We start from the raw sequence: 26,325 nt of genomic DNA, 5'->3' as shown, positions 1-26,325 counted from the left end.
AAGGGAAGCGTTTTTCTTCGCGCTTCACCTCTGGCCATTTACAGCCCTCAAGGAATTTTATGGTCTGGTTCGAAACAATCCTGGTCGTCCTCACTCTGCTGACTGGTTTCATCTGGCTGCTGGACAAGCTGTTCCTGGCCAAGCGCCGCGCCGCACGCAGCGGTCTGCTGGACGACGAGCCGGTGCTAGTCGACTATTCGCGCGCATTCTTCCCGGTGCTGGCCATCGTGCTGATCCTGCGCAGCTTCATCGCCGAACCGTACAAGATCCCGTCGGCCTCGATGATGCCCAACCTGCTGATCGGCGATTTCATTCTGGTCAACAAGTTCGCCTATGGCCTGCGCCTACCGATCAACAACAAGAAGTTCATTTCCATCGGCGAACCCAAGCGCGGCGATGTGGTGGTGTTCAAGCCGCCGCACGACCCGGAGAACAACTGGATCAAGCGCGTGATCGGGCTGCCGGGCGACCGGATTTCGTTCCAGGGCAATACCTTGACCGTCAACGGCCAGGCCATGACTTATAAGATGCTGGGCACCTACACCGGTCGCGGTGTGGCTCAGGGTACGGACAGCGCGGCGTTGTTGGAAGAAGATCTGCCGGGCCGCACCCACAAGGTGCTCGAAGGACTGGATAACCTGGTGGGTGCCGGAGAGTGGGAAGTGCCGGCCGGGTACTATTTCGTGATGGGCGACAATCGTGATAATAGCGAGGACGGTCGTCTCTGGCCGGAGATCAGTCCGAAGGATGGTTCGCCGATACCGAACCACAATTTCCTGCCGGAGAAGGACCTGCGCGGCAAGGCGTTCCTGATCTGGCTCAATTGTGAAGGCTGGTTCTGCAAGGGGAGTTTCGATGCGTCCAGGATCGGAACCAAGATCCAATAACCAAGTTGTTTGACCCAGGGGATAGGCATATGAATCGCAATTTGAAAACTGGCAGTCTGCAACCGAAACGCAAACAGGGCGGCATCACGCTGATGAGTTTCATCGTCGTACTGGCGGTAGTCGGCTTCACCGCGTATATCGGCATGAAGCTGTTCCCGATGTATCAGGAGTACTACTCGGTTCGCACCGCGGCCAAGAGTCTGGCGGCCGAACCGGGTGTGGGCGATATGGACCCTTCCAAGATCCAGGACCTGTTCTTTCGCCGCCTCTACATCAGCTACTCCGAGAACGTGAAGTCCGAGAACGTGAAGATCGAGCGGATCGACAACGGCTGGAACATGAAGGTGAACTACGAGGTACGCCGTCCGCTGGTCGGCAATCTGGACGTGGTGGGCGTGTTCGACATTTCCCAGGACCTGACCCGTAACGGTGGAACCGATTGATCTGAAGTACCGTCACGGTGAGCTGGATAGCCACCGTTTTGCGGACCCGGGCCTGCTCGAGCAGGCCCTGACTCATCGCAGCGCCGGCGCTCCGCACAATGAGCGCCTGGAATTCCTGGGCGATAGCATCGTCAACCTGTTGGTCGCCGAAGTGCTGTTCCAGCGCTGGCCCAAGGCCGACGAGGGCGCATTGACCCGCGCCCGCGCCGAGTTGGTGCGCGAAGCCTCGCTGGCGACCATCGCGCGGCGCCTGGAACTGGGCGCTCGCCTGACCATGGGTCCGGGCGAAATGAAATCCGGCGGTCATCGTCGCGATTCGATCCTGGCCGACGCGCTGGAAGCGGTGGTGGCGGCCATCTATCTCGATTCCGGTTTCGAGACCTGCCGCGCCGCGGTGTTGCCTTGGTTCGAGGAATCCCTGGCGGCGTTGCCGGTGGGCAAACCCGGCAAGGATGCGAAAACGCGTCTGCAGGAATGGTTGCAGGGTCGGCAACGGCCTCTGCCGGTTTACGAACTGGTTTCCGAAAGCGGCGACGATCACGCCAAGATGTTCAATGTCAGCTGCACCATCACCGATCCCATCCTGACCGCCGAAGGGGAGGGCAGCTCGCGCCGCAATGCCGAGCAGGCCGCCGCGGCCGCATTGCTGGAAAAACTGGACATCTCCAAGTGAATACTCAAACGCCCGGCAAAGACGCCCATCGCAGCGGCAGCATCGCCGTCATCGGCCGGCCCAACGTGGGCAAGTCGACGCTGACCAATGCGCTGGTCGGGTCCAAGGTCAGCATCGTCTCTAATCGGCCGCAGACCACGCGCCATCGCCTGCTGGGCATCGCCACCTTCCCCGAAGGCCAGATCGCACTGGTGGATACGCCGGGTCTGCATAAGCAGGAAGGCAAGTTCTCGGCCTCGGCGATGAGCAAGGTGATGAACCGTGCCGCACGCGGTGCGCTGGAAGATGTGGATGCCGCCGTGCTGGTTATTGAGGCGGGACGCTGGGACGAAGCCGACACGCTGGCCTACAACGTGCTCAGCGACACCGGCATCCCGGTCATGCTGGTGGTCAACAAGGTCGACCAAATCAAGGCCAAGGCGGAGTTGCTGCCTTTCTTGTCCAAGGTCACCGAGGAGCGCACCTTCGCTAGCGTCCACCTGGTCTCCGCGTTGAAGCGCAACGGACTGGAACAGTTGGTCAAGGACATGTTGGCCTTGCTTCCGGAAGCGCCACCGATGTTCGGCGAGGACGAAATCACCGATCGCAGCCAGCGTTTCATGGCCGGCGAACTGCTGCGAGAACAACTGATGCGGCAGCTGGGCAACGAACTGCCGTACGCCACTACCGTGGAAATCGAGCGTTTCGCGGAAGAGGAGGGATTGCTGCGCATCGGTGCGGTGATCTGGGTCGAGCGTGAAAGCCAGAAGTCCATCGTCATCGGCAAGGGCGGCGCGCGCCTGAAGGAAATCGGCAGCAAGGCGCGGCTGCAGATGGAACGCATGTTCGACGCGAAGGTTTTCCTAGAAACCTGGGTACGCGTGCGCGAAGGCTGGTCGGGCGATGCCGCCGCATTGAAGGCGTTCGGTTACAACGAATAGTTTCGACACCTTCACGGAAGCGGCGCTGTGAGAGCGGCGTCCCGCCGCGAGCTCTAGTATTTGTGGAGTCAAGCTTTTCAGCCCCCGGCTAACCCTGCTTTGTTTTGGATAGAAAGACAAAAGCTCGCGCCGAGACGGCGCTCCCACATTGCAGCGCAGCTCCTACAATGCGGTACCGATGCGCATCAACGCCGAAGCCGCCTATGTCCTGCACGCTCGCCCCTGGCGCGAGACCAGCCTGCTGGTCGAAGTGCTGGCCGAGCATCACGGACGCCTGGGCCTGGTGGCGCGCGGGGTGCAGGGGCCGAAGAAGCAAGTGTTGCGCGCGGCCTTGCAGCCGCTTCAGCATATCCGTCTGGACGCTGTACAGCGCGGTGAGCTTGCGCAACTGGTGTCGGCCGAAGCGCTGGATGCCGCTCCCCGGCTCGCCGGCGAGGCGATGCTGGCGGCCTTCTACGTCAATGAACTGGTGATGCGCTTGGCGCCGCGCCAGGATCCGCATGGCGACCTGTACCGCATCTACGGAGAAACCCGATCGCGGCTGGGCAGTGAGAGTTCGCTCGCCTGGACCTTGCGGCGCTTCGAGCGCGATTTGCTGGAATCGTTGGGCTCGGGTTTCGACCTGAGCGAGGATGCCGAGGGTGTAGCCATCGATCCGGCCGCACGTTATCGGATCGATCCGGAGCAAGGTCCGCGTCGCCTATTGAGCGATCGCGGGCGTGATGAGCGCAGCAATGCGGCGACGGGTAGCGCATTGCTGGCGTTGGCCGCCGACCGGCAACCCGATGCGGACGATCTCGCCAGCCTGCGTCTGGTCTTGCGTAATGTGCTCAGCCATCACCTTGGCGGACGCGGCTTGAAATCCTGGGAAATGCTCGGTGAGCTTGGGCGGCTGAAGCGGCGCGAGTAGGAGCGACGTAAGTCGCGATGAAATACCAGGAAGACTTCGCGACTTACGTCGCTCCTACATCGTCCCTACGACGTTCCGGATTCGTTGCCTGAGGACTGGGTATCGCGCACGGTCATCGAGAAATACGCAAGCGTTCCCGCATCGGAAAGCGATTTTTCCAACAGAGCAGCTGTCGCATTCAAACGCATTGCACCGACGAATCCGCTGCTGGCCTTCAATTGATGCAACACCTTCTTCGCCACTTCCTGGCTGCCGTTCTGCAGCGATGCCTGGATTTCATCGTGTTGTCGGCCAAGCTCCTCGAGAAACATCCGGCGTAGGGTCGCCACATGCTCCTCGTTGCCGTTCAATGCAGCCAGCGCAGTGGCCTGATCCCAGAGTGGAAATGCCGCGGAACTTCCATCGGCGTCGCCAGCACGGAGAGAATCGCCAGGGACGGGCCGAAGCAGGCGTTCAACCGTTTGCCGTAGTTGTAAGGCCGTGAACGGTTTGACCAAGACTTCGTCGAATCCTGCGGCCCGCAGTTGCGCATGCAAAGCGAGCGAGTCGTCGGCAGTGTGCGCCAGCGCGGGAGTGGCGGGAAACCGCGCACGCAGTTGCCCCAAAAGTTCCACGCCGCTTCCGTCGGGAAGATTGGCGTCCAGCAGCCACAGGTCATAGAAACCCTTCTGATCTAGAGCGGTGGTTACCGAACCGGCCGCATCGATCTCCGCTGGCAATGCCTGCAGCACTGCGACCATGAAGCTGCAGCTGACGGAATCGTCTTCCACCAACAGCAAGCGCGGCTTCATTCCTTTGTGATCTGACATCGTTATGCTGCCTTCCATGCCTTGCCGCATCTTACCGCTGCTCCTGCTGTCTCTGCTGGCGATGCCCGTCGGCGGGCAGGCCAGGACTTTGAGCGCGCGTATCGCCAAGGTCGTCACCCCGGTGGCCAGCCTGCAGGACGTGACTGTACGGCTGGAATGGCCGGCCATCGCGGAAACCGGGCAGCTCACATTGACCGCCAGACGTGTGCTGGCGCCGGACCTTGGCTATCGCTTCGATAACCTGACTTGGCGCTGCCCCCTCCAACGAGCCATCCAGCAGGAAGGGTGGCGCTGCGAGGGGGACATCCGCAGCGCTGGCCGCAAGCCGCTGAAGCTCGGGATCGATCTGGCGACGGCCAGCACTGACGCTGTGCTTGCGAGCGGCAATTCAAACCTGGCCTTGCATCGCAACGCCGCCGCCCCCGATATCACCCGCATCGACCTGACCCGCGTGCCGCTGGCATGGGTGCAGGCGCTGCTGACGAAGGCCTGGTCCGATGCGAACCTGAAAGCCGGGCAGATGTCCGGATCGCTGAATATCCACACCGCCGAATCGCAGCCGTTGCGCGTCGAGGGTCGGCTCGCGATCGCCGGGCTTGGGCTGGATACGCCCGATGGCAGCATCGCCGCCGAAGGCTTGGGCGCGCAGGTGGATCTGGATTACCGCAAGTCCGCCGGCCTGTCCCTGGTAACCGTGGACGGCAGCCTGCGCGGCGGCGAAATGCTAGTGGGCAACGGCTACATCGCTCTGCCGGCCACGCCGGTGGAGATCCGTATCGCCGCACGCCAGCAGGGCGAATCCGGCTGGGAAATTCCCCGGATGTTGTGGAACGACGGCGATGCGATGCGTGTGCAGGGTTCGCTCGGTTTCGACGCGCAGACTCGCCTGCGCGATGCGGAGCTGCAGGTCGAAAGCGCGGATATGGCACCACTGCGTCCGCGGTATCTATCCGGATGGCTTGGATTGTTCGGCCTGGGCGAGCTGCAATTGCATGGTGCGATGAGTGCGCGGGTGCAGATGAGGGATGGCGAGCTGGTCCGCGCCGCCGCCGATCTGCGCGAGGTATCGGTGATCGACGCACAACAGCGTTTCCGATTCGATGGATTGAGCGGCACGCCGGTCTTTTCAGCGGGTCCCGCGGTCGACAGCGATCTGCGTTGGCGAGGTGGCGAAGTGCACGGCTTGGCTTTTGGCGCCGCCAACCTGCCGCTGGACAGCGCAGACGGCGACATCGGTCTGCGCAAAGCGGTCACGGTGCCGATGCTGGGCGGTGACCTGCGGTTCGACGATATCAACTTGCGTCCCCCCGCTGGCGAACGCGGCCTGGAATTCGATTTCGGCCTGGCCGTCGAAGGGCTCGATGTGAGCCAACTGGCCAAGGCGTTGGACTGGCCCGCCTTCCAGGGACGACTCGATGGGAGTATCCCCAAGGCTCGCTACGCCAATGACCGACTGGATTTCGACGGCAATCTGGTCACCCACATGTTCGACGGGACGGTGCTGGTTTCGGGGCTGGCGATGGAGCGACCGTTCGGCACGGCGCCGACGCTGTCGGCCGATATCCAGTTGGACGACATGAACCTGCAGTCGTTGACCGAGGTTTTCGGCTTCGGCGAGATCACTGGCGCGCTGGATGGCAGCATCCGCAATCTGCGTCTGGTGGACTGGAAGGCGGAAGGTTTCGACGCCGATTTGCATACCGACCCGAACTGGAAAGGCAGGCGCCGCATCAGCCAGCGGGCGGTGCAGGACCTTTCCAGCGTTGGCGGCGCCGGTGGGCTGGGCGACAGCCTGCAGGCGCAGGCGTTGAAGCTGTTCGACGACTTCGGCTATCGCCAGATCGGCATCCGTTGCAGGCTGGCGGAAGAGGTCTGCGAGATGGACGGCCTTCGTTCAGCCGGCAACGGCTTTATTATCGTGGAAGGATCAGGCCTGCCACGCCTGACCGTGGTGGGTTTCAACCATCGCGTGGATTGGCCCACCCTGGTCGAACGGCTGGTGGCGGTCACGCAGGGCGAAAGCAAGCCGGTCATCGAATAATCCTGGGAGAGTGACATGCATCGTTGGTTGGGAACCTCATTCGCGGCGGCGCTGCTGCTCACCGCCTGCGTCACCATTAACGTCTATTTCCCGGCGGCCGAAGCCAAGGAAGCGGCCAAGGAATTCGTCGACAAGGTGATCGGCGACGATGTGCCCGCTACCGATGCCAAGCCTGCTCCGCAGACGCCGGGTGGGCAGGGCGGCAGCGCGTCGTTGCAAAACCCCGCTCGCCCGTTCAACTGGCTGGCATTGGTCGGCATAGGTACCGCGTACGCACAGGAAAGTGGTGCGGACATCAACATCAGGACCCCGGCCATCCAGGCCATCCAGAGCCGCATGACGACACGCTTCCAGGCCCAGTTGGAGGCGGGCTTCGATGCGGGCGCGCTGGGCCTGACCCGCGATGGGATGGTCGAGGTGCGCGACGCCTCCAAGCTGGCTTTGAAGGACCGGGTGGCGATCACTCAGGCAGTGGCGGACGACAATCGCGACCGCAAAGCGGTCTATCGCGAAGTGGCGGTGGCCAACGGCCATCCGGAATGGGAAAGCCAGATCCGCGGCACCTTCGCCCAGCAGTGGATCGCCAGTGCGCACAAGGGCTGGTGGTATCAGGACGCGGGCGGGAGCTGGAAGCAGAAGTAGACCAGCTTTTCCTTCTCCCTTCGGGCGCCGGCGGGAGAAGGGACAAAGCTGTATCTGCGACAATACGTCCCCGCAATCGCACGCAGCTATCGCCACGTGGCAAGACCCCGCAGCCCCCGCATCGATAAAACCCCGTTCGAAGCCGAGATCGTCGACCACAGCCATGATGGCCGAGGCGTGGCGCGTCGTGACGGGAAAACCGTGTTCGTCGCCGGTGCGCTCCCCGGCGAGCGGGTGATGGCCGAGCAGACTGCCAAGAACCGTCATTTCGACGAAGCGCGCACCCTGGAGGTTTTGCAGGCATCGCCGGACCGGGTGACGCCACGCTGTCCGCATTTCGGCACCTGCAGCGGCTGCGTGCTGCAGCATCTGGCCGAAGACAAGCAAATCCTGCTCAAGCAGCGCGTACTACTGGAGAACCTGGAGCGCATCGGCCACGTCGCTCCGCAGGCCGTGTTGCCGGCGCTGACCGGCGACAGCTGGGGCTATCGCCGCAAGGGACGTTTCTCGGTGCGGCGGGTCAACAAGAAGGACAAGACGCTAGTCGGCTTCCGCGAGACCGACCCGCGTTTCGTGGCGGATCTGCGGATCTGCCACACCGTTATTCCACAGATCGGCGAGCGCGTCGAAGCGCTGGCGCTGCTGGTGGAAAGCCTGGACGCGCGCAACGACATCCCGCAGATCGAATTCATCGCCGGCGATGAGACTGTCGCGATGGTATTCCGCCACCTGAATCCTCTCAACGAGACGGATCGGGAAAAGCTGATTGCTTTCGCGCAGCAGCACCATTTCGCATTCTTCCTGCAATCAGGCGGCATCGACACGGTGGTGCCGTTGTGGCCGGATGCGCCGAAGTTGGCCTTCGCGTTGCCGCAATGGAAGATCGAACTCGCGTTCCGCCCACTGGACTTCATCCAGGTCAACGCGACCCTCAACCAGAAGATGATCGCGCGCACGTTCGAGTTGCTGGATCCGCAGCCGCAGGACCGCATCCTGGACCTGTTCTGCGGCCTGGGAAATTTCACCTTGCCGATGGCGCGGCTGGTGGGCGAGGTGGTGGGGGTGGAAGGCGAAGCCGGTCTCGTCGCGCGTGCGCGCGAGAATGCCGAACGCAATGGCTTGGCCAACGCGCATTTCCACGCGGCGGACCTGACCGAAGACCAGCGCGGCACCCCCTGGATGCGGCAGGGCTTCAACAAATTGCTGTTGGACCCGCCGCGCTCAGGCGCCGACGAAGTGTTGAAACAATTGCCGCTCAAGAATATAGACCGCATCGTCTACGTCAGCTGCCATCCGGCTTCGCTGGCGCGCGATGCCGGGTTCCTGGTCAAGGAGCGCGGTTACAAGCTCAAGGCGGCGGGGGTGATGGACATGTTCCCGCACACCGGCCATGTGGAAAGCATCGCTTTGTTCGAGATGAAGTAGAGAGCCAATGGGAATCGAGATCGAACGCAAGTTTCTTGTCACCAGCGACGCCTGGCGCACCGCGGCGCACGAGGTCGTGCCCATGGCGCAGGGCTACCTGAACGACCTGGCCATGGTCGAAGGCGGGGCGCAAAAGGCCTCGGTGCGCGTGCGTATCGAAGGCGACAGCGCCTACCTGAATCTGAAATCCCGCGAACGCGGCCACACCCGGCAGGAATTCAACTACGCCGTACCCGTGGACGAAGCGCGGGCATTGCTCGCGTTGTGCGTCGGCGGCCTGATCGACAAACGCCGCCACTACGTGCGTCATCAGGGCCACCTCTGGGAAGTGGACGAATTCCTGGGCGAGAATGCCGGCCTGGTGGTCGCCGAAATCGAACTGCAGCATGCCGACGAAGCCTTCGCCTTGCCTGCCTGGGCCGGCAAGCAGGTGACCGACTCGCTGCGCTATTACAATCTGGCCCTGGCGTCGTACCCGTATTCGCAATGGGCGGATGACGAACGCGCCGCCAGCGACCTCGCTGTCAAAGATATTTCCTGAGGAATACCAAAGCATGCTCGTCATAGGCATTTCCGGCACCGAACTCACCGCGCAGGAGCGCGACTGGCTGCAGAACGATGCGGTAGCCGGAGTGATCCTGTTCACCCGCAACTTCGCCTCGCGCGAGCAGGTCGTGGACTTGTGCGCGGCGATCCGCGCCGCTGCGCCGCGCCCGCAGCTGATCTGCGTGGATCAGGAAGGCGGGCGTGTGCAACGCTTCCGCGACGGCTATAGCGCGTTGCCGTCGCTGGAAGGCTTCGGCGCGCTCTATGCGCAGTACCCGGAGGCCGCGTTGAAGCTGGCCGAGGAGCATGCCTGGCTCATGGCCAGCGAAGTGCGCGCCAGCGGCGTCGATCTGAGTTTCGCGCCGGTGGTCGATCTTGCGCGTGGCAACCGCGCCATCGGCGATCGCGCGTTCAGCGCGGATCCGCAGGTCGTGGCTGCTTTCACTGGAGCTTACGTACGCGGCATGCACAGCGTCGGCATGGCCGCCACCCTCAAACACTTTCCGGGCCATGGCACGGTCCTGGAAGACACGCATTTCGACGACGCGGTCGATCCGCGTTCGCTGGAAGTGCTGCGCAAGGAAGACTTGGTTCCGTTCGTCGCAGGCATCGAGGCCGGCGCCGATGCGGTGATGCTGGCGCATGTGACGTATCCGGCGGTCGCGCCGGAGGCGGCGGGTTATTCGCCGCGTTGGATCAATGAAATCCTGCGTCAGGAAATGGGCTTCCGTGGCGTGGTGTTCTCCGACGATATCGGTATGGCCGCCGCGTTTTCCGCGGGTGGGGTGAAGGCGCGCATCGACGATCATCTGGATGCCGGCTGCGACGTGGTGCTGGTCTGCGCACCCAAGCTGGTCGAGGAATCGTTGCGCGCAATGGAAGGACGCAAGTCCAATACCGCCGCCTTGCTCGGGCTGATGGGGCGTGGCGGGCTTGGCTGGGATGGGTTGCTCGCCGATGCGCGCTACAGCGATGCGCAATCGCGCCTGCCTGCGAATGCAGGAAACGTCGCCTGATGGCCTCGTCGCATCCTTTGTCCGCGGCGCTGGCCAATGCGGAACTCCTTGTCGACCGCGCCACCCTCGATGCCGCCATTGCGGCAATGGCAGGCCCTATCGCGCGCGATTACGCTGGGGAAGTGCCGGTCTACCTGACGGTGATGCATGGCGCGTTGCCGTTCGCAGGACAGCTGTCGCTGGAGTTGGGTGCGTTGGGGTTGGATCTGGAGTTCGACTACCTGCACGCCACGCGCTATCGCGGCGAAACCAGCGGCGGTGAACTGGTGTGGAAACATCGCCCGGCTACTGCGCTTTATGGCCGTCGCGTATTGCTGGTCGACGATATTCTGGACGAGGGCTACACCCTGGCCGCGGTCCGCGAATGGTGCATGGAGCAGGGCGCCACCGATGTGCGTATCGCCGCCCTGGCCACCAAACGCCATGATCGTGTGATTGCGGGCATCAGCGCCGATTACGCGGGCTTGGAGGTTCCGGACCGCTATGTGTTCGGCTTCGGCATGGACTACCACGAGCAGGGCCGCAATCTGCCGGGCATCTACGCGTTGAAGGATTGAGTGATGACTGATATCGCACTGGCGGTGATCGGCGGGACCGGCGTGTACAAGCTCGCCGACCTGCAGGACGTGGATACGCGCGAAATCGATACCGCGTTCGGCAAGCCGTCCGGGCCCATCCGTATCGGCATGCTGCTCGGTCAGCGCGTCGCTTTCCTGGCGCGCCATGGCGAAGGCCATTCGGTGCCGCCCCATCTCATCAACTACCGCGCCAATCTGGCTGCGTTGAAGCAGATCGGCGCAAAACGTGTGCTGGCGTTGAATACGGTCGGAGGCATCAACGCCGGCTTCGGGCCGCGGATGCTGGCTTGCCCGGATCAAGTAATCGATTACACGTGGGGCCGCATTTCGACTATCTGCGAAGGCGGTGCCGATGGAAGCGCCGGCGGCGAAGTGCTGCATGTGGATTTCGGCGACCCCTACACCATGATGCTGCGGCACAAGATAATCGCAGCTGCACGTGTGACTGGGGTCTCATTGGTGGCGCATGGTTGCTACGGTGCGACCCAGGGGCCGCGCCTTGAAACCAAGGCGGAAATCGCCCGCATGAAGCGCGATGGCTGCGATCTGGTGGGTATGACCGGGATGCCGGAAGCGGCATTGGCACGCGAGTTGGGGCTGGACTACGCCTGCCTGGCCATCGTCGCCAACTGGGCCGCCGGATGCGGGAGCGGCGAGGAGATCACCATGGCCGAAGTGCTGTCCAACGTGCAAGCCGCGTCCAACGGTTTGCCGGAGCTGATCGCCGAACTGGCTCGTGGGTGATTGTCAACGCGGCCCGGTCTTTGCATACTCCGCCTGTGCGCGTTACGCACAGACCACACCACCCGCATCCAATAAGGAAATACCAGAGCTATGCCGTACGGTACCGTGAAATGGTTCAATGACGCCAAGGGCTTCGGATTCATCGCGCCGGAAGATGGCAGCGCCGATGTCTTTGCCCACCACTCCGCGATCAACAGCAAGGGCTTCCGCAGCCTGCAGGAAGGCCAGCGCGTCAGCTACGAGCTGACCCAGGGCCCGAAGGGCGCACAGGCATCGAACATCGAACCTGCAGCCTGATCTGAAAACTGGATTCATTTGAACCCCGCTGCGGCGGGGTTTTTTATGGGCCGCAGGCAGGTTCATCAATTTGATCGTCATCCCAGTGAAAGTCGATCGTCATCCCAGCGAAAGCTGGGATCCATCTTGATCTTCCTAGGCATCACGACCAACCCAAGGCAAAGTCAAAATGGATCCCAGCTTTCGCTGGGATGACGAGGCTCTTGCGTTTGGTCGGCGATGACGTCGCCGCAATTTCTATAATGAGCCCATCAAATACCACCGCCGGCAATAGGAGTGCCATGCCCCCATCTTTGAATGTCGCCATCGTCGGCTACGGAACCGCAGGCCAGGCTTTGGCGATCCTGCTTTCGCGCGATGGGCACCGGGTCGAGGTGTTCGAACGTGCGTCGGAGCCAGGCCCGGTCGGCGCCGGCTTCCTGCTGCAACCGACAGGGCTGCAGGTGCTGTGGCAGATGGGTCTGCTTCCAGCAGCGCTGCAATACGGAGCGCCGGTCACGCGGCTGTATGGCGAAACGCCATGCGGACGCGGGGTCATGGACATGCGTTACGAAGGTCTCGATCCCCGCATGTACGGCTTGGGCATGCAGCGCGGCGCCTTGTTCACGCTGCTGGCCGACGCCTGGGATGGAATGGCTGGCATGCATCGCGGCACTCGCGTGACCAGTGTCGATCACGACACCGGCAGACTGTCGGACGAACACGGACGCAACCATGGTCCGTTCGATCTGGTGATCGCGGCGGATGGTTCGGCTTCGCAATTGCGCCAACGGATATCGCCGAGCCGTACGGATCGCGTGTATCCCTGGGGCGCGTTGTGGTGCCTGGTGTCGCGCGGCGACTGGCCATGGCCCGACGAGCTGCGCCAGCGCTACGTGGCCGCACGCAAGATGATCGGTCTGCTGCCGGTGGGCACCCGACCCGGCGACGATGTGCCGCGGTTGAGTTTCTTCTGGAGCCTGCCGAGATCGGATTTCGACGCATGGCAGTCACGCGGAATGGCGACATGGTTGGAGGAAGTGACCGGTATCTGGCCGCAGGCGAGCGTACGTCTGCAGGGCGTCATCGAGTGTTCGCAACTGGCCCGTGCGAGCTATCGCGATGCGATCCAGAAGGACTGGCATCGCGGACGTTTGGTGCTGGCCGGCGATGCCGCGCACGCGATGAGCCCGCAACTGGGGCAGGGCGTCAACATGGCCTTGATGGATGCGATGGCATTGCGGGATGCGCTGCGCGACGAAACCAGGCTGGACGACGCGCTGGCGCGATACCAGCACGTGCGCCGCAAGCACGTCTCCATCTACCATTTCTGGAGCCACTGGTTGACGCCGTTGTTCCAGTCGGACCGCGACATGGTGGCGCGAATCCGCGATGTCAGCTTCCTTCCTTTGGGAAAGCTGCCCGGCGGTCGCAGCCATATGCTGCGCATCCTCAGCGGCACCCAGCAAGGTTGGCTGGGAAAGTATGCGCTGCAGCCGGATTTCATCGACGCGTTGGACAAGCACCGGTCCATGCCGGACGGCCGGGTGTGCGTAGGAGCGACGTAAGTCGCGAAACACTTAGTTCTTCGTGTGATTGGGTTTCGCGACTTACGTCGCTCCTACGCGCTCCTACGCGCTCCTAGGTGCCGTTAGAATCGGCCCATGGACAAGCTGCCGCCCTTCGAAACTCATCGTGTCGACAACCAGCCGCCGCCTTTCGAGCCGCGCGATTTGTGGACGGACGATGCCGTATTGCGCGAAGCGGCGACACGCGAAGGCGCGGCCGCATTCGTACCACGGCTCTCGGAGTACGCACGACTCGCCGGCGACGAGCTCTACCGCATCGGCTTCGACGCCAACCGCGACAAACCACGTCTGAAGACCCACGACCGCTTCGGCCATCGCATCGATACGGTGGAATTTCACCCCGCCTACCACCGGCTGATGGAAGCGGCGAAAAGCAACGGTGTCGCCGGTCTTTCCTGGCACGAGCCGCAGCCCGGCGCGCATGTCGCCCGCGCCGTGCTCAGTTATCTGCACCACCAGGTGGAAGCCGGCACCAGCTGTCCCTTGACCATGACCCACGCGGCGGTTCCGGTGTTGCGCCGCGAACCCGCGTTGCGCGAATGGGCCGACAAGGCGGCAGCGCCTTGCTACGATCCGCGCGATCTCCCTATCGCGCAGAAGTCCGGCGTCACCCTGGGCATGGGCATGACCGAAAAACAAGGTGGCTCGGACGTGCGCAGCAATGCCACTATCGCTACGCCGCTTGCAGGGGAGGGCGAATACGCGCTGGTCGGGCATAAGTGGTTCTTCTCGGCGCCGATGTCAGATGGGTTCCTCGTGCTGGCGCAGGCGCCCGGCGGACTGACCTGCTTTTTGCTGCCGCGGCGGCTGGACGACGGAAGCAAGAACGCTTTCCGGATCATGCGTCTGAAAGACAAGCTGGGCGACTGGTCGAATGCCTCGTCCGAAGTCGAATTCTGTGACGCATGGGCGCGTCGTGTCGGCGACGAAGGCCGTGGCGTGGCCACCATCATCGAGATGGTGATGTTCACGCGCCTGGACTGCATGCTGGGCGCCGCCGCGGAAACGCGCATGGCGCTGGCGCAGGCGATCCATCATGCCCGCCATCGCGCCAGCTTCGGCAAGCCGCTGATCGAACACGCGCTGATGCGCAATGTGTTGGCTGACCTTGCGCTGGAATCGGAAGCGGCGCTCGCCTTCTCCCTGCGCGTGGCGCGCGCCGTCGACGCTTCGCCTAACGATGCGAAAGAAGCCGCTTTCGCGCGCATCGCCACCGCCATCGGCAAGTACTGGCTGTGCAAACGTGCGCCTGCGTTCGTCAATGAAGCGCAGGAATGCCTGGGCGGAGCGGGCTATGTAGAAGAATCGATCCTGCCACGGCTCTATCGGCAGGCGCCGCTCAATTCCATCTGGGAAGGTAGCGGAAATATCCAATGCCTGGACGTGCTGCGTGCGCTGTCGCGAGAGCCGGAAACCGGCGCCGCGCTGCTGAGCGAGCTCGAAACCGCGACGGGACACGACGCCGCGTTCGACGGGATCGTGGCGGAACTGCGTACGCAGCGCGCATCGCAATCGGCCGACGAATTCGACGCCCGCATGCTGGTCGAACGCCTGGCGCTGGCGCTGCAGGCGGCGGTGCTGCTGAAATCCGGGAGCCCCGCCACGACGCTGTTCATCGCCAGCCGCTTGCAGGGAAAGCATGGCCTGGCCTTCGGTACCTTGCCGGCCAGCAAGGGTGTCGATGAACTGATAAGCCGGGCATTGCCGTGATGCGGATAGGCGAGTCCGGTGGCGACGTCATGATCCACGGCAGCATGTCGCCGGGTTATACGCGCGATTGGACTGACGGCTGTATCGCCGTCACCAATGCGCAGATAGAGGCGATATGGCGGTTGGTGGCGATCGGAACCCCGATCCGCATCAATCCCTAGAGCGCTCCGGAAGCGTTGTTTTCTTCGGATATGGCCCGCGAGCCGGTCAGGATCATGCGTACCATCTGCGAGAGTTGATCGATCAGCTCCGCATCTTTCTCCGGCGGCAAGTCCATGGCGGCGGCGCCCATCGCGAATACGAGGCGGGTGATGGCCTTGGACACCAGCGCAGGCTCGTGCAGGGTCGCGCCGTCCGCAGCGGCCAGCCGGATCAGGTCGATGCGCAGTTCTTCCTCGAAGAACTCCAGTTCCCGATCCACCGCCTGCTTGAAGGCATCGGAGCCCACCGTGCCTTCGCGCAAGAGCACGTGCAGCAGCTTGTCGTCGGCACGCAATTGTTCGATGAAAGCCGAAACCGAACCCCGCACGATGCTTTTGTCCGACCCGATGCGCTGGCGGGCTTCACCAATAACCTTGCGCAGGGAGCGCCCGGCCAGATCAATCAAGGCCACCGCCAGTTCGTCCATGTCGCGGAACTGGCGATAGAAACTATTGGGAGCGATGCCGGCTTCACGCGCCACCTCGCGCAGGCTCAGCGTGGACACGCTGCGGTGCGGGCCGATCAGCTTCAAAGCCGCGGCCAGCAAGTCTTCGCGCGAAATCGAGGCCTTGCGGCCAGTGCTGGGGTCGCCGTCGGCGTGTACTTCAGGGTGCGAGATCACGTTGATGGGGCAGGGGCTCAGGTGGAGCGGAGATAGCATCATATCGATCTAGTTAATATACAGTTGTATACACGACTGTATCTGCGCCTGTATAGTACCTGCCATGAATGCTCTCGTCCGTCCTCCCAGCCCACGTCCCCGGAACCGGCTCAAACGCCTGGTCCAACCGTTGATCGTTCCACAAGTCTTTGATTTTTGGGCATCCAAGGTGAATCCGACTTGGTCCTGGGAACGCCCAATGGCGCGGATCACGGGCCGGAAGGCGGAATCGGCCGATACCGTCACCCTGTGGCTGCAGCCCAATCGGCATTGGGCCGGTTTCCAGCCTGGACAGCATCTCAATATCAGCGCACAGGTCGACGGCGTGCGCGTGACCCGCAGCTATAGCCTCACCAACGCTGCGGCTACCGACGGCCGTCTGGCTATCACCGTGAAAGGCATCGACAGCGGAAAACTGAGCCGCTATCTCTGCACAAGCGCGCGCGTCGGGGATGTGCTCGAAATCGGTCAGGCCTTCGGTGACATGACGCTGCCGGCGTCCCCGCAGGGCAGCTGGCTGTTCCTGGCGGCCGGCAGCGGCATCACTCCGTTGATGTCTATGACCCGCGCGCTGGCTGCACAGGGCATGCCGGTGCCGCTGACCCTGGTGTACTGGGCACGCACGCGCAACGAGCTCTGCTTCGCCGATGAACTCAAGGCGCTTCCGACGGAATACGCGAACTTCTCCGTGCATTTCGTAGCAACCCGCGAAACGGTCACTGGCGCCGAAGCGACCGGTCGCCTCAGCGAAGCTTTGATCGGGACGCTGGTGGACGACCTGTCCTCTCGTCAGGTGTTCGCCTGCGGTCCAGGCGGTTTCGTCGACACCGCCCGCGAGTTGTTGTCGTCGACCACGAAGTCCTTCCATGCGGAAGCTTTTTCGCCGCCACCACGGGTGATCGAAGACTCGGGCAGCGTGCGGGTCACCCTGGCCGCCAGCGGCCGCACGCTCACGCTGCCGCGCGGCCAGTCGCTGTTGACCGCGCTGGAAGCCGAAGGGTTCAAACCGGCTTCCGGCTGCCGCATGGGCATCTGCAACACCTGCGCCTGCGGCAAGTCTTCCGGCGTCACCCGCCATTTGCATACCGGCGAACTGTTCCACGAACCCGCTTCCGCGCTGAAGCTCTGCATCAGCAGCGCCAGCACCGACCTTGTGCTCGACCTTTGATGAAGACCATGAACCAGAACCCTCGCAACCGATCGCTGAGCGCAACCGAACTCGATGGTTTCGCCGCCGAACTGGATGCCGTGCGCGCGCGCACCATCGCCACGCTCGGACAGCGCGATGCCGATTACATCCGCGGCATCGTCAAGGCGGTGCGCTATACGGAAATCGGCGGCCGCGCGCTGCTGTTCGCCTCGTTGCCGCTGGCTTTCGCCGGTCTGTTCTGGGCGACGTGGATCGCCGGCGTATTGATGCTGGCGTTGTCCAAGATCCTGGAGAACATGGAACTGGGCCATAACGTCATCCATGGCCAGTACGACTGGATGAACGACCCCCACCTCAACGGCAAGACCTACGAGTGGGACATCGCCGGCACCAGCGCCAGCTGGCGCAAGACGCACAATTTCCAGCACCACACCTACACCAATGTGCGCGGCATGGACGACGACATCGGTTACGGGCTGCTGCGCATCTTCCCGGAACAGCGCTGGCGTCCGTTCTTTCTGTTGCAGCCCTTCATCGCGGTAGTGTTCGCGCTGCTGTTCGAATGGGGCGTGGCGATCCAGGACCTGAAGCTGGGCCGCTGGTGGGCGGGTAAGACCAGCAATGCGCAGATGCGTAAGGCGTTCAAGCCAGTGGGCAAGAAGATGCTGCGGCAGGTCCTGAAGGATTATGTGGTGTTCCCGCTGCTGGCCGGTCCGTTCTTCCTGGCCGTGCTGGCAGGCAACGTGGTGGCCAACCTGCTGCGCAACCTGTGGACCTTCACCATCATCTTCTGCGGCCACTTCACCGCCGATGCGGAAACCTTTCCGAAGGAATCCATCCGCAACGAATCCCGCGGTCACTGGTACCAGCGCCAGCTGCGCGGCTCTTCCAACCTGGCCGGCGGCAGGCTGCTCAACGTAATGTCGGGCAACCTGAGCCACCAGATCGAGCACCATTTCTATCCGGATATCCCGGCTAATCGTTACGCGGAAGTCGCGCCGGAAGTGAAAGCCATTTGCGCGCATTATGGCCAGCACTACAACACCGGTTCGTTGCCGAAACAGTTCGGCCAGGTGATATGGCGGATCCTGCGCCATGCATGGCCGAGCCGGCCGCCACGCGTATCGACCGCATTGCAGACCCAGGCGGGGTGATCCAATCCGCGTAGGGCGGGCCTTGGCCCGCCGTTGCCATGCTGACGTTCACGACGACAAACAGCGGAGTTATTTCGCCGAACGTTATCGGTGCCCGAGAGATGGCAAGGCGGGCCAGGGCCCGCCCTATCTAATCTATGAATTGAAGACGTGCGAGTTCGGCATAGAGCCCATCCTGGGCGATGAGTTCTGCATGCGTGCCCTGCGCGACGATGCGGCCGCGGTCCATGACCACGATGCGGTCGGCCTTGAGCACGGTCGCCAGACGATGGGCGATGACCAGGGTGGTGCGGCCTTGCATCAGTCGCTCCAGCGCGTTTTGCACAGCGCGTTCGCTCTGCGCGTCCAGCGCGCTGGTCGCTTCATCCAGCAGCAGGATGGGCGCGTCTTTCAGCAGGGCGCGGGCGATGGCGATGCGTTGTTGCTGACCGCCGGAGAGGCGGGCGCCGCGCTCGCCGAGTTCGCTGGCGAAACCCTCCGGTAGTTCGCGGATGAAATCGTCGGCCTCTGCCGATTCGGCGGCTGCTTGCAGCTGCGCTTCGGTGGCGTCGAGTTTTCCATAGCGGATGTTTTCGGCGGCGCTGGCAGCGAAGATGGTGGGTTGCTGCGGCACCAGGGCGATATGTTCGCGCAGCTCGGCCGGGTCCAGTTCGCGCAAATCCACGCCGTCGATGCGGATACCGCCGGACTGCGCATCGTGGAAGCGCAGCAGCATCGAGAACACCGTGCTCTTGCCTGCGCCGGAGGGACCGACCAGCGCGACGGTTTCGCCGGGACGAACCTCCAGATCGAAGCCGTCCAGCGCGGGCAGATCGGGACGCGAAGGGTAGTGGAAGACCACATTGTCGAAACGGATGTCGCCGTGTAGCGGTGCGGGCAATGCGCGCGGGTGGGCAGGCGCGACTATGTCCGAGGTTTCCTGCAACAGTTCGCTGATCCGGCCCATGCCTCCGGCTGAGCGTTGCAGATCGTTCCAGACCTCGGCCAGCGCACTGACCGAGCCGCCGACGAATAGCGCATAGAAAACGAACTGACCGAGCGTGCCGCCGCTCAAACGGCCTGCGATGACGTCATGGGCACCCGACCAGAGCATGAGGACAAGCGCTCCGAAAATGAGCGTGATGGCTGCGGCAGTCACCCATGCTTGTGCTCGTATCCGCTTTCGAGCGGTGTCGACCGCGATATCGACTGCACTTCCAAAGCGCGCGCTTTCGTAGGATTCGCGAGCGTGAGCCTGAACGGTTCGCACAGCGCCTAGGCTTTCGCTTGCAAGCGTGTTCGCGTCCGCAACACGGTCCTGGCTGGCGCGGGCCGCTTTCCCCAATCGTCGACTGCCGATGATTATCGGCAGAACCGCGACAGGGATTCCCAGTAATGCGAATGAGGCGAGACGCGGGCTTGTCACGAACAACATGACGATTCCGCCGATGAACGTAACCGTGCTGCGAAGTGCGACCGACATGCTGGTGCTTACGACATTGCGCAAAAGTTCGCTGTCGGCAGAAAGGCGCGATACCAGCTCGCCGCTTCTCGTCCTGTCGTGGAATCCTGCTCCCAGCGAGATCAGGTGCGAATACAACTTTCTCCGCAAATCGGCGACGACCCGTTCGCCGAGGAGAGAAACAAAATAGAACCGGCTCGCGCTTGCCAAAGCGAGAACCAGAGTGACTCCAAAAAGAGCGAGGAACGCCTGATCGACGTTGGTGCTGCTGGTGAAGCCCTGATCGATGATGTGCTTCACGGCGATCGGCAGACGTAGAGTCGCCGCAGACGCCACCGCGAGCGCAACTAGCCAGGCGATGAATAGGCCCAGATGCCGCCTGACGAACGGCCACAGGGCACGTAGGCTGCCCAGGCGCGGTTTCGTCTTGACCGCGGTGGCGACGGGAACGGATGGGAGCGAGCCCGCATCGGTGGACTCAACAGCGGGAGAAGTCATTCGGTATCCGATTCGGCGAAGCGCACACGGTTACGGGTGGCGTCGCGCAGGTGCGTTTTCAAGGCGTCCGCGCGATCGGCGGGCAAGTTGATGCGCAGGGCGGCGCCGGTTTCGTCGAAATCCTCGGCCAGTTTTTCCGCGCCGTAGAGGGGCAGGGCGGCATGCACGCTGCCCAGATCGTCGAAGGCGCAGCTGAAGGCGACTTCGCGCATCTGCACCAGCAAGCGGCGTTCGGCCAGCCGCAGGCACTCAGCAGCAGCACCGCCATACGCGCGGACCAGACCGCCCGCGCCCAGCTTTATGCCGCCGTACCAACGGGTGACCACCACCACGACCTGGTCGCAGCCTTGGCCCTCTATCGCGGCCAGGATGGGGCGGCCCGCAGTGCCGGCAGGTTCGCCATCATCACTGGAGCGGTACTCCGTGCCGATGCGGTAAGCCCAGCAGTTGTGCGTGGCGTCGGGATCGGAGACTCGGGCGAGGAAAGCCAGCGCGGCTTCCGGAGCCGTCACGGGTGCCGCCTGGGCGATGAACCGGCTGTGCTTGACTTCGAGTAGATGCGTCGCTGCCGTGGCCAGGGTGTCGGTCATTCTTCCAGCAAGGGTTCCAGATCGCCCGGCACGGGTTCACTGGGGTGGTCCTTCACGAACAGCAGCAGGCTTTGTTTGGCCGCGCCAGCGTCGCCCAGACCGTAGCGGGTGCGCACGCGCTCCAGCCATTCGTTAACCGGCAGTTGGGCGTCGTCGGAAACCGGCACCTGCAAGTCGGTGCGCTTCAGGCGCGAACCGGTCACCTCTATACGGTCCAGTGAAGCGCTTTCTTTCTGACGTGCATAAGCATTGGCCCGCGCTGCCTTTGCCTCGGCCAGCGCTTCGGCCTGCGGCTTTTCGGCGAACAATCCAGCATTGGGGGCGGCACTGTCGGCCGCAGCGCCGCGCGCCGAGTAAGCGTCGTGCGGATCCGGTGCGAAGGAGACCGTAGGTTCGGCAGCGGATGCAGGAGCAGCAGCCATGGCTGCAGGAGCAGGCGGGGCGGGAGGCGGAGGTACGCCCGCGCTGACGTTGCCGGCGACCTGTGCCCGTCGTCTGGAGGGCTCGGATGCCCTTGTTGCGGAGCGGGCGGTCTGCCGTGGCTGAGATGTTCGTTGTTCCGGGGGTGGGGCCAGATTTTTGACTGCCGGGGGAGGAGCCGCTTGCGCTGCCTCCTCGTAGGCCGGCGCCGGCGCCACTGCGGCGGCCTTGTCCGCGATGGTGGCCTCGGGCAAGGAAGGACTGCTGGGAGCGCTTGCAGCGCTATCGGCCATGGCCTCCTGCTCGGCGGCGGCAGGCATCGGCGCTTCCGCCGACACCGGTACCGGCGCCTGTTGCAAGGGCCGCAACTGCCAGGCAATGCCCACGGCGAAGATCACCGAGGCGGCCAGGCCCATGGCCACCGGCCAACGCGGCTTGCGACGGAAGGCTTGCTTGCGGTCCAGCGCGGCGTGCGCGTCCGCCAGAATCCGTGCATCCAGCGCCGTTGAGGGTTCGCCTTGCGGTCCCAGCTGCGCGGTCAGCTGCGCCAGCTCGCGCTCCTCCGGGGTCAAGGGTTCGGGGGGATAGAATTTCATTCGCTCAATCTCGCGCGCAGCTTGTCCATCGCGTAACGCAACCGCGATTTGACTGTTTCCCGGCCTACGCCGGTGATCTCGCCGATTTCCTCCAGGGTCAGTTCCTGCTCCAGGCGCAGCTGCAGCACCTCGCGCTGGTCGTCCGGGAGCTCGGCCAGGGCCATCTGCAGGCGCCGCCGTTGCTCGAAATCGGACAGGACGCGTTCGGGCGTATCCGGATCCGCTACCCGTGCGGCGCGTTCATCTCCATCCGCTGGCGCCGGCGGCCGGTGCTTGAGCGCCCGCCAGTGGTCGGTGAGGCGATTGTGCGCGATGCGGAATAGCCAGGTCGTGAAGGCGGCTTCCGGTTTCCAGCCCTCGCGGGCGGTGATTACCCGCTGCCAGATGTCCTGGAAGAACTCGTCCGCCAACGCCTGATCCCGCAGCTGACGCAGCAGGAACCGGTACAGGCGGGTACGGTGGCGCGCATAAAGCTGCTCGAACGCAGTCATATCGCCGCCCGCGTAGGCCAGCATCAGCGTCTCGTCTGCAGGTTCTGAGAAGTCGTTCACCCTGGCAAGCGTAAAGCTTGGGCCACAATCCGCATAGCCACGCGCATGGTTGCGGGCTGGCCGCCAGGAGGCGGGCAATCCGTATAGGAAGGGAAGTGGCGCGGAAACCGCCGGAACCATGGCGCTGTTCATGGAACCTGATAACGTCCACCTGAAGGGGATGGGGTTTCCCTGCTAGAGACGCAAGGACCGCGTATCGCGTCCTTACGTCCATTCTCGGGGAATCCGTGCAACTTCCTACCATCGATGCCGCGGAAGCTTCCGTCAACGACTTGTCCGTGGGCCAGACCGCCCGTGCGCCGGTGGTGGCGGTTTCGCCTATGGATCGCATCGTGGTGATCCTGCGCGACCTGCTGCCGACGGGCGCTTCGGTAGCGGTGTGCTGGCGCGACTGGGCACTGGGCAGCGGCGGCTCGATGGCCCCCGGAGGAAGCGCTGGCCTGCGTCGAAGCGCCGAACTGGTCTTGTCCGACCCGGATGCCGAAACCGACGAACCCCGGAGCGTGGTCCATGCCTGGGACAACGCGGACGGCAATGCGCGCATGGCCGTAGCGGCTGCAATGCCGTCGCCCCTGACCGGCGGCGAGCGCCAGTCCTGGCTGACGCTGGCCAGGACCTTGGTGATGGCCACGCTGGATTCATCGCGGGCGCAGGCGCGGATCGTGTCGTTGGAAAAATCCAAGCGCTTGCAGCAGGCGTTGTACGAGATAGCAGATCTGGCCAGCGCCGATCTGGAAATGCCGGAAATGCTCAGGCGCATCCATGCGGTGGTTGGCTCGCTGATGTCCGCCGACAACTGCTACATCGTGCTCTACGACGATCAGCGCCGCAGCGTGCGCTTCCTACACTTCGTGGACCAGAAAGACACTTATGTCGCCGATCCCGAACGGGAATTCACCGAAGAAGAAATGCCCAACAGCATGACCTTCGCTTTGTTGCGCCATGGCCAGCCCGTGCGTGGACCTTCCACCGCGGTGCGGCAGAAAATGGGCGTAGTGCGCGACCCCTCGCACGGCCCCGACAGTCTGGACTGGCTGGGTGTGCCGATGCGCCGCGAGGACCGCGTCTGCGGGGCCATCGTGGTGCAGAGCTACGACACGCCGGGCAGTTATGCCGACGAGGACCGTGCGTTGCTGGGTTATGTGGCCCAGCACATCCTCACCGCGCTGGATCGCAAGCACGCGCATGTAGATCTGGAGCGCCGTATCGAGGCGCGCACCCACGAACTGCAGCGCGCCAACCGCGAGCTTCAGGCCGAAATCCTGGAGCGCAAACGCGCCGAGAAATTGCAGCGCGCGCTATTCCGCATCGCCGAGCTGGCGATTAACTCGGAGAATCTGGAACGCTTCTACGCCGATGTGCATGCGGTCGTGGACGAGCTGATCTACGCGCGCAATTTCTACATCGCCCTGCTATCCGACGACGGAGAAACGCTGGATTTCCCGTACTCGATCGACGAACGCGATCCGATGCGGCTATCGCGCAAGTTGACCAACGGTTTAACCGAGCACGTCATCGCTAGCTGCCGCCCCCTTCTGGCCGACCGCGCCAAGCTGGCCGAACTAGGTGCGCAAGGCAAGGTGCACGAGTACGGTCCGCACGCCTACAGCTGGCTGGGCGTGCCGCTGTATCGCGACGAGGAGGTGGTGGGCGTCATCGCGGTGCAGAGTTATTCGCCGGACGTCAGCTTCAGCCCGCACGACCAGAATCTGCTCACCTTCGTCGCTCATAACATCGGCAACGGCTTGGCCAAGCAACGCGCGCAGCAACACCTGCGTGCCGCCCATGCCGAACTGGAGCGTCGGGTCGACGATCGCACCCACGAGCTGGCCGAAACGAATGCCAAGCTACTGGCGCAGATGGGCGAACGCTTGCGCGCAGAGCAGCGCCTGACCCATCAAGCCACCCATGATGGACTCACGGGCCTGCCCAACCGTCCGCACCTGCTGGATCGCCTGTCCGCGGCCATCGATCGCGCCCGCCATGGCGATGGGCAGGAATTCGCGGTTCTGTTCCTGGACCTGGACCGTTTCAAACTGGTCAACGACAGTATCGGCCACGCGGCCGGCGACGAACTGCTGGTGGAGGTATCGCGACGCATCACGTCCACGGTGCGCGGCAACGATGTGGTGTCGCGCCTGGGCGGCGACGAGTTCGCGATCCTGATCGAATACGCCGATGGCCTGGAAAGCGCGCGCGATCTGTCCCAACGCATCCTGTCGGTACTGGGCCGGCCCATGTGGGTCGCAGGACGCGAACTCTTCCCCTCGGCCAGCCTGGGCATCGCCGCCTGGCATCCGCGCTACCGCAACGGCGAAGAATTGTTGCGCGATGCGGATGCGGCGATGTACCGCGCCAAAGCGCAGGGCCGCGACCGTTATGCGGTGTTCGACGAGGCGATGCGCGAAGAGGCGATGCAGAGCCTGGATCTGGAAGCCGATCTGCGCCGGGCCATCAACAATCACGATTTCCTGCCGTTCTACCAACCGATCAAACGCCTGGAAGACGGCGCCGTCATCGGCCATGAGGCGCTGTTGCGCTGGCAGCACGAGCGCCGCGGTCTGTTGCTGCCCGCCGAGTTCATCAGCCTGGGCGAGGACAGCGGGTTGATCGAACAGGTGGACTGGCTGTTGTACGAACAGGTGGTCGAACAACTGGCGCGCGGCGGCGAAGGTTACATATCGGTCAACGTATCGCCGCGGCATTTCCGTTCGCCGGACTTCGCCGACCGGCTGCTGGCTATGTTCTATGCGGTGGGTGCGGATCCCGCGCGCATGCGCGTGGAGATCACCGAAGTGGCGCTGCTGGACGACGCCCCTCGCACCTTGCGCACCCTGCGCACCTTGCGCCAGCACGGAATCCTGGCCCAGCTGGATGATTTCGGCACCGGCTTCTCCGCGCTTTCGTACCTGCACCGTTTCCCGATATCGGTATTGAAGATCGACCGCAGTTTCATCGCCGGCATCGGCGGCGAGGGCAGGCCGGAAAGCCTGGCTCTGGTGCGCGCGATCCTTGCCCTGGCCAACACTCTGGGCATCGACACCATCGCCGAGGGCGTGGAGACCGAAGAGCAGCGCCAAGCGTTGATCGAACTGGGCTGCACTCATGGCCAAGGCTATCTGCTGGGCCGTCCCGCAGCGCAGATCGGCGGGTTGCCGCCGGCGCCGCTGCAGCCGAACTGGGATTGAAGGCGAATGGCAGGCCTATACAAAAAGCTCGTCATCCCAGCGAGCGCTGGAAGTGCTTTTCAACAGCCGAATGGCTGGTCATCCATCTTGATCTTGCTTTTGAATCTTGAGCAAAAGCTTTTCGCGCTGCGCGCGAGTCACTTTTCTTTACTCCGCGCATCCATGCGCTCCGCCCTTCGGGCCGGCTTCGCCGTTCGCGCCGCTCCTGCGGCGCAGTGAACGGCAAAGATAAGTAACCAAAAGAAAGCCGCCCCCGTATCGAGTACGGGGCAGGCTCTAACGGCGCGCCCAACGATGGAGCCGTTGGGTCCGCAAGCAGGCCAGGAATTTGCAGGCCAGGAATTTCCGTAAGGCGCATCCTGCGCCTCCGGAAACGGCGCACATCCTTGTGCGCCGCCCCTGCGGGGTTTACCCGACCGGCTTGCCGCGCCTCACGGGGCATTGAAAGAGCAAAGGCGCATAAGCAAGATCAAAATCAAGATGGATCCCAACCCCCGACTAAAGCACTCGAGGTGAGCTTTGACCAGCCATTCAGCTGTTGAAAGCCGCTGGGATGACGAAGGCATTTTTTAGTCCCGACAGATCCTGCCGAAAGCCTCTGAGCCAGGGCCCCTCCTACAAATGACGCGCTTGGCCTCGCATCGCACGTCCCTGTGCGATGCGGCG

Annotated in this window: 25 protein-coding genes; 19 read left to right on the top strand and 6 right to left on the bottom strand. The window is 63.4% G+C overall.

The window, feature by feature from the left end; translation table 11 throughout:
- The first annotated feature begins 59 nt into the window (after positions 1 to 59).
- The 5 genes from lepB to recO all read left to right on the top strand — a co-directional run bounded on the left by lepB (position 60) and on the right by recO (position 3,833).
- A complete protein-coding gene (gene lepB, locus AC1DTQ_RS08975; RefSeq protein WP_477849216.1) occupies positions 60 to 887 on the top strand; it encodes a signal peptidase I in 828 nt (275 codons plus the stop codon).
- Positions 888 to 916: 29 nt separating this feature from the next.
- Positions 917 to 1,330, top strand: coding sequence for a DUF4845 domain-containing protein (locus tag AC1DTQ_RS08970; protein ID WP_477849214.1), 414 nt, complete (start codon positions 917 to 919; stop codon positions 1,328 to 1,330).
- On the top strand, positions 1,326 to 2,003 hold the full coding sequence (gene rnc, locus AC1DTQ_RS08965; RefSeq protein WP_477849665.1) for a ribonuclease III: 678 nt from the start codon (positions 1,326 to 1,328) through the stop codon (positions 2,001 to 2,003). The genes AC1DTQ_RS08970 and rnc overlap by 5 nt, the downstream gene beginning before the upstream one ends.
- On the top strand, positions 2,000 to 2,923 hold the full coding sequence (gene era / locus AC1DTQ_RS08960) for a GTPase Era (RefSeq protein WP_477849213.1): 924 nt from the start codon (positions 2,000 to 2,002) through the stop codon (positions 2,921 to 2,923). Before rnc ends, era begins: the two co-directional genes overlap by 4 nt.
- A 178-nt stretch (positions 2,924 to 3,101) precedes the next feature.
- Positions 3,102 to 3,833, top strand: a complete 732-nt coding sequence (gene recO / locus AC1DTQ_RS08955) for a DNA repair protein RecO (RefSeq protein ID WP_477849212.1) — start codon at positions 3,102 to 3,104, stop codon at positions 3,831 to 3,833.
- A 65-nt stretch (positions 3,834 to 3,898) separates the two neighbouring features.
- Here recO and AC1DTQ_RS08950 read toward each other — a convergent pair whose 3' ends face one another.
- On the bottom strand, positions 3,899 to 4,642 hold the full coding sequence (locus tag AC1DTQ_RS08950; RefSeq protein WP_477849211.1) for a response regulator: 744 nt from the start codon (positions 4,640 to 4,642) through the stop codon (positions 3,899 to 3,901).
- Positions 4,643 to 4,658: 16 nt separating this feature from the next.
- On the opposite strand from AC1DTQ_RS08950, the gene AC1DTQ_RS08945 reads away from it, so the two are divergent.
- From AC1DTQ_RS08945 to AC1DTQ_RS08895, 11 genes are all read left to right on the top strand, one after another.
- The gene (locus AC1DTQ_RS08945) at positions 4,659 to 6,683 is read left to right on the top strand and encodes a translocation/assembly module TamB domain-containing protein (protein WP_477849210.1); all 2,025 of its coding nucleotides are present in this window, start codon (positions 4,659 to 4,661) and stop codon (positions 6,681 to 6,683) included.
- Between the two features lie 15 nt (positions 6,684 to 6,698).
- Complete coding sequence (locus AC1DTQ_RS08940) at positions 6,699 to 7,325, top strand: YdbL family probable chaperone protein (RefSeq protein ID WP_477849209.1); 627 nt, start codon at positions 6,699 to 6,701, stop codon at positions 7,323 to 7,325.
- Between the two features lie 96 nt (positions 7,326 to 7,421).
- Positions 7,422 to 8,750 (top strand): 23S rRNA (uracil(1939)-C(5))-methyltransferase RlmD, encoded by a 1,329-nt coding sequence (gene rlmD / locus AC1DTQ_RS08935; protein ID WP_477849208.1) that lies wholly within the window; start codon positions 7,422 to 7,424, stop codon positions 8,748 to 8,750.
- Between the two features lie 7 nt (positions 8,751 to 8,757).
- Positions 8,758 to 9,291, top strand: a complete 534-nt coding sequence (locus tag AC1DTQ_RS08930) for a CYTH domain-containing protein (protein WP_477849207.1) — start codon at positions 8,758 to 8,760, stop codon at positions 9,289 to 9,291.
- Between the two features lie 13 nt (positions 9,292 to 9,304).
- On the top strand, positions 9,305 to 10,312 hold the full coding sequence (gene nagZ, locus AC1DTQ_RS08925) for a beta-N-acetylhexosaminidase (protein WP_477849206.1): 1,008 nt from the start codon (positions 9,305 to 9,307) through the stop codon (positions 10,310 to 10,312).
- A complete protein-coding gene (locus AC1DTQ_RS08920; protein ID WP_477849204.1) occupies positions 10,312 to 10,869 on the top strand; it encodes a hypoxanthine-guanine phosphoribosyltransferase in 558 nt (185 codons plus the stop codon). Before nagZ ends, AC1DTQ_RS08920 begins: the two co-directional genes overlap by 1 nt.
- A gap of 3 nt (positions 10,870 to 10,872) precedes the next feature.
- Positions 10,873 to 11,634 (top strand): S-methyl-5'-thioinosine phosphorylase, encoded by a 762-nt coding sequence (locus AC1DTQ_RS08915; RefSeq protein ID WP_477849203.1) that lies wholly within the window; start codon positions 10,873 to 10,875, stop codon positions 11,632 to 11,634.
- Positions 11,635 to 11,724: 90 nt separating this feature from the next.
- The gene (locus AC1DTQ_RS08910) at positions 11,725 to 11,931 is read left to right on the top strand and encodes a cold-shock protein (RefSeq protein ID WP_093279745.1); all 207 of its coding nucleotides are present in this window, start codon (positions 11,725 to 11,727) and stop codon (positions 11,929 to 11,931) included.
- 281 nt (positions 11,932 to 12,212) lie between these two features.
- Positions 12,213 to 13,478 carry an FAD-dependent oxidoreductase gene (locus AC1DTQ_RS08905; protein ID WP_477849201.1) on the top strand — a complete coding sequence of 422 codons (1,266 nt, stop codon included), beginning with the start codon at positions 12,213 to 12,215 and terminating at the stop codon, positions 13,476 to 13,478.
- Positions 13,479 to 13,574: 96 nt separating this feature from the next.
- The gene (locus tag AC1DTQ_RS08900; RefSeq protein WP_477849199.1) at positions 13,575 to 15,209 is read left to right on the top strand and encodes an acyl-CoA dehydrogenase family protein; all 1,635 of its coding nucleotides are present in this window, start codon (positions 13,575 to 13,577) and stop codon (positions 15,207 to 15,209) included.
- Positions 15,209 to 15,370, top strand: coding sequence for a L,D-transpeptidase family protein (locus AC1DTQ_RS08895; RefSeq protein WP_477849664.1), 162 nt, complete (start codon positions 15,209 to 15,211; stop codon positions 15,368 to 15,370). Before AC1DTQ_RS08900 ends, AC1DTQ_RS08895 begins: the two co-directional genes overlap by 1 nt.
- Here the strand turns inward: AC1DTQ_RS08895 and fabR are convergent.
- Entirely contained in the window at positions 15,367 to 16,071 is a 705-nt protein-coding gene (gene fabR / locus AC1DTQ_RS08890) for an HTH-type transcriptional repressor FabR (protein WP_477849198.1), read from the bottom strand. The two genes, AC1DTQ_RS08895 and fabR, sit on opposite strands and share 4 nt — an antisense overlap.
- A gap of 64 nt (positions 16,072 to 16,135) precedes the next feature.
- Here fabR and AC1DTQ_RS08885 point away from each other — a divergent pair, with 64 nt between their 5' ends.
- Together AC1DTQ_RS08885 and AC1DTQ_RS08880 are read left to right on the top strand one after the other, a co-directional pair.
- Entirely contained in the window at positions 16,136 to 17,239 is a 1,104-nt protein-coding gene (locus AC1DTQ_RS08885; protein WP_477849197.1) for a ferredoxin reductase, read from the top strand.
- Between the two features lie 8 nt (positions 17,240 to 17,247).
- Positions 17,248 to 18,375 (top strand): fatty acid desaturase family protein, encoded by a 1,128-nt coding sequence (locus tag AC1DTQ_RS08880; protein ID WP_477849196.1) that lies wholly within the window; start codon positions 17,248 to 17,250, stop codon positions 18,373 to 18,375.
- Positions 18,376 to 18,505: 130 nt separating this feature from the next.
- On the opposite strand, the gene AC1DTQ_RS08875 is transcribed toward AC1DTQ_RS08880, so the two are convergent.
- The 4 genes from AC1DTQ_RS08875 to AC1DTQ_RS08860 are packed head-to-tail and all read right to left on the bottom strand — an operon-like array spanning position 18,506 to position 22,435.
- Positions 18,506 to 20,314, bottom strand: coding sequence for an ABC transporter transmembrane domain-containing protein (locus AC1DTQ_RS08875; protein WP_477849195.1), 1,809 nt, complete (start codon positions 20,312 to 20,314; stop codon positions 18,506 to 18,508).
- On the bottom strand, positions 20,311 to 20,904 hold the full coding sequence (locus tag AC1DTQ_RS08870) for an IMPACT family protein (RefSeq protein ID WP_477849194.1): 594 nt from the start codon (positions 20,902 to 20,904) through the stop codon (positions 20,311 to 20,313). The genes AC1DTQ_RS08875 and AC1DTQ_RS08870 overlap by 4 nt, the downstream gene beginning before the upstream one ends.
- Positions 20,901 to 21,920 (bottom strand): hypothetical protein, encoded by a 1,020-nt coding sequence (locus tag AC1DTQ_RS08865; RefSeq protein ID WP_477849193.1) that lies wholly within the window; start codon positions 21,918 to 21,920, stop codon positions 20,901 to 20,903. The genes AC1DTQ_RS08870 and AC1DTQ_RS08865 overlap by 4 nt, the downstream gene beginning before the upstream one ends.
- On the bottom strand, positions 21,917 to 22,435 hold the full coding sequence (locus AC1DTQ_RS08860) for an RNA polymerase sigma factor (protein WP_430540616.1): 519 nt from the start codon (positions 22,433 to 22,435) through the stop codon (positions 21,917 to 21,919). The genes AC1DTQ_RS08865 and AC1DTQ_RS08860 overlap by 4 nt, the downstream gene beginning before the upstream one ends.
- Before the next feature lie 356 nt (positions 22,436 to 22,791).
- On the opposite strand from AC1DTQ_RS08860, the gene AC1DTQ_RS08855 reads away from it, so the two are divergent.
- Positions 22,792 to 25,659, top strand: a complete 2,868-nt coding sequence (locus AC1DTQ_RS08855) for an EAL domain-containing protein (protein ID WP_477849663.1) — start codon at positions 22,792 to 22,794, stop codon at positions 25,657 to 25,659.
- The last annotated feature ends 666 nt before the right edge of the window (positions 25,660 to 26,325 follow it).

It is taken from the genome of Pseudoxanthomonas sp. P4_B2, from assembly GCF_056402315.1.
Note: the sequence above shows the minus strand (reverse complement) of the source record. Positions and strands in the feature narration are given on the sequence as shown.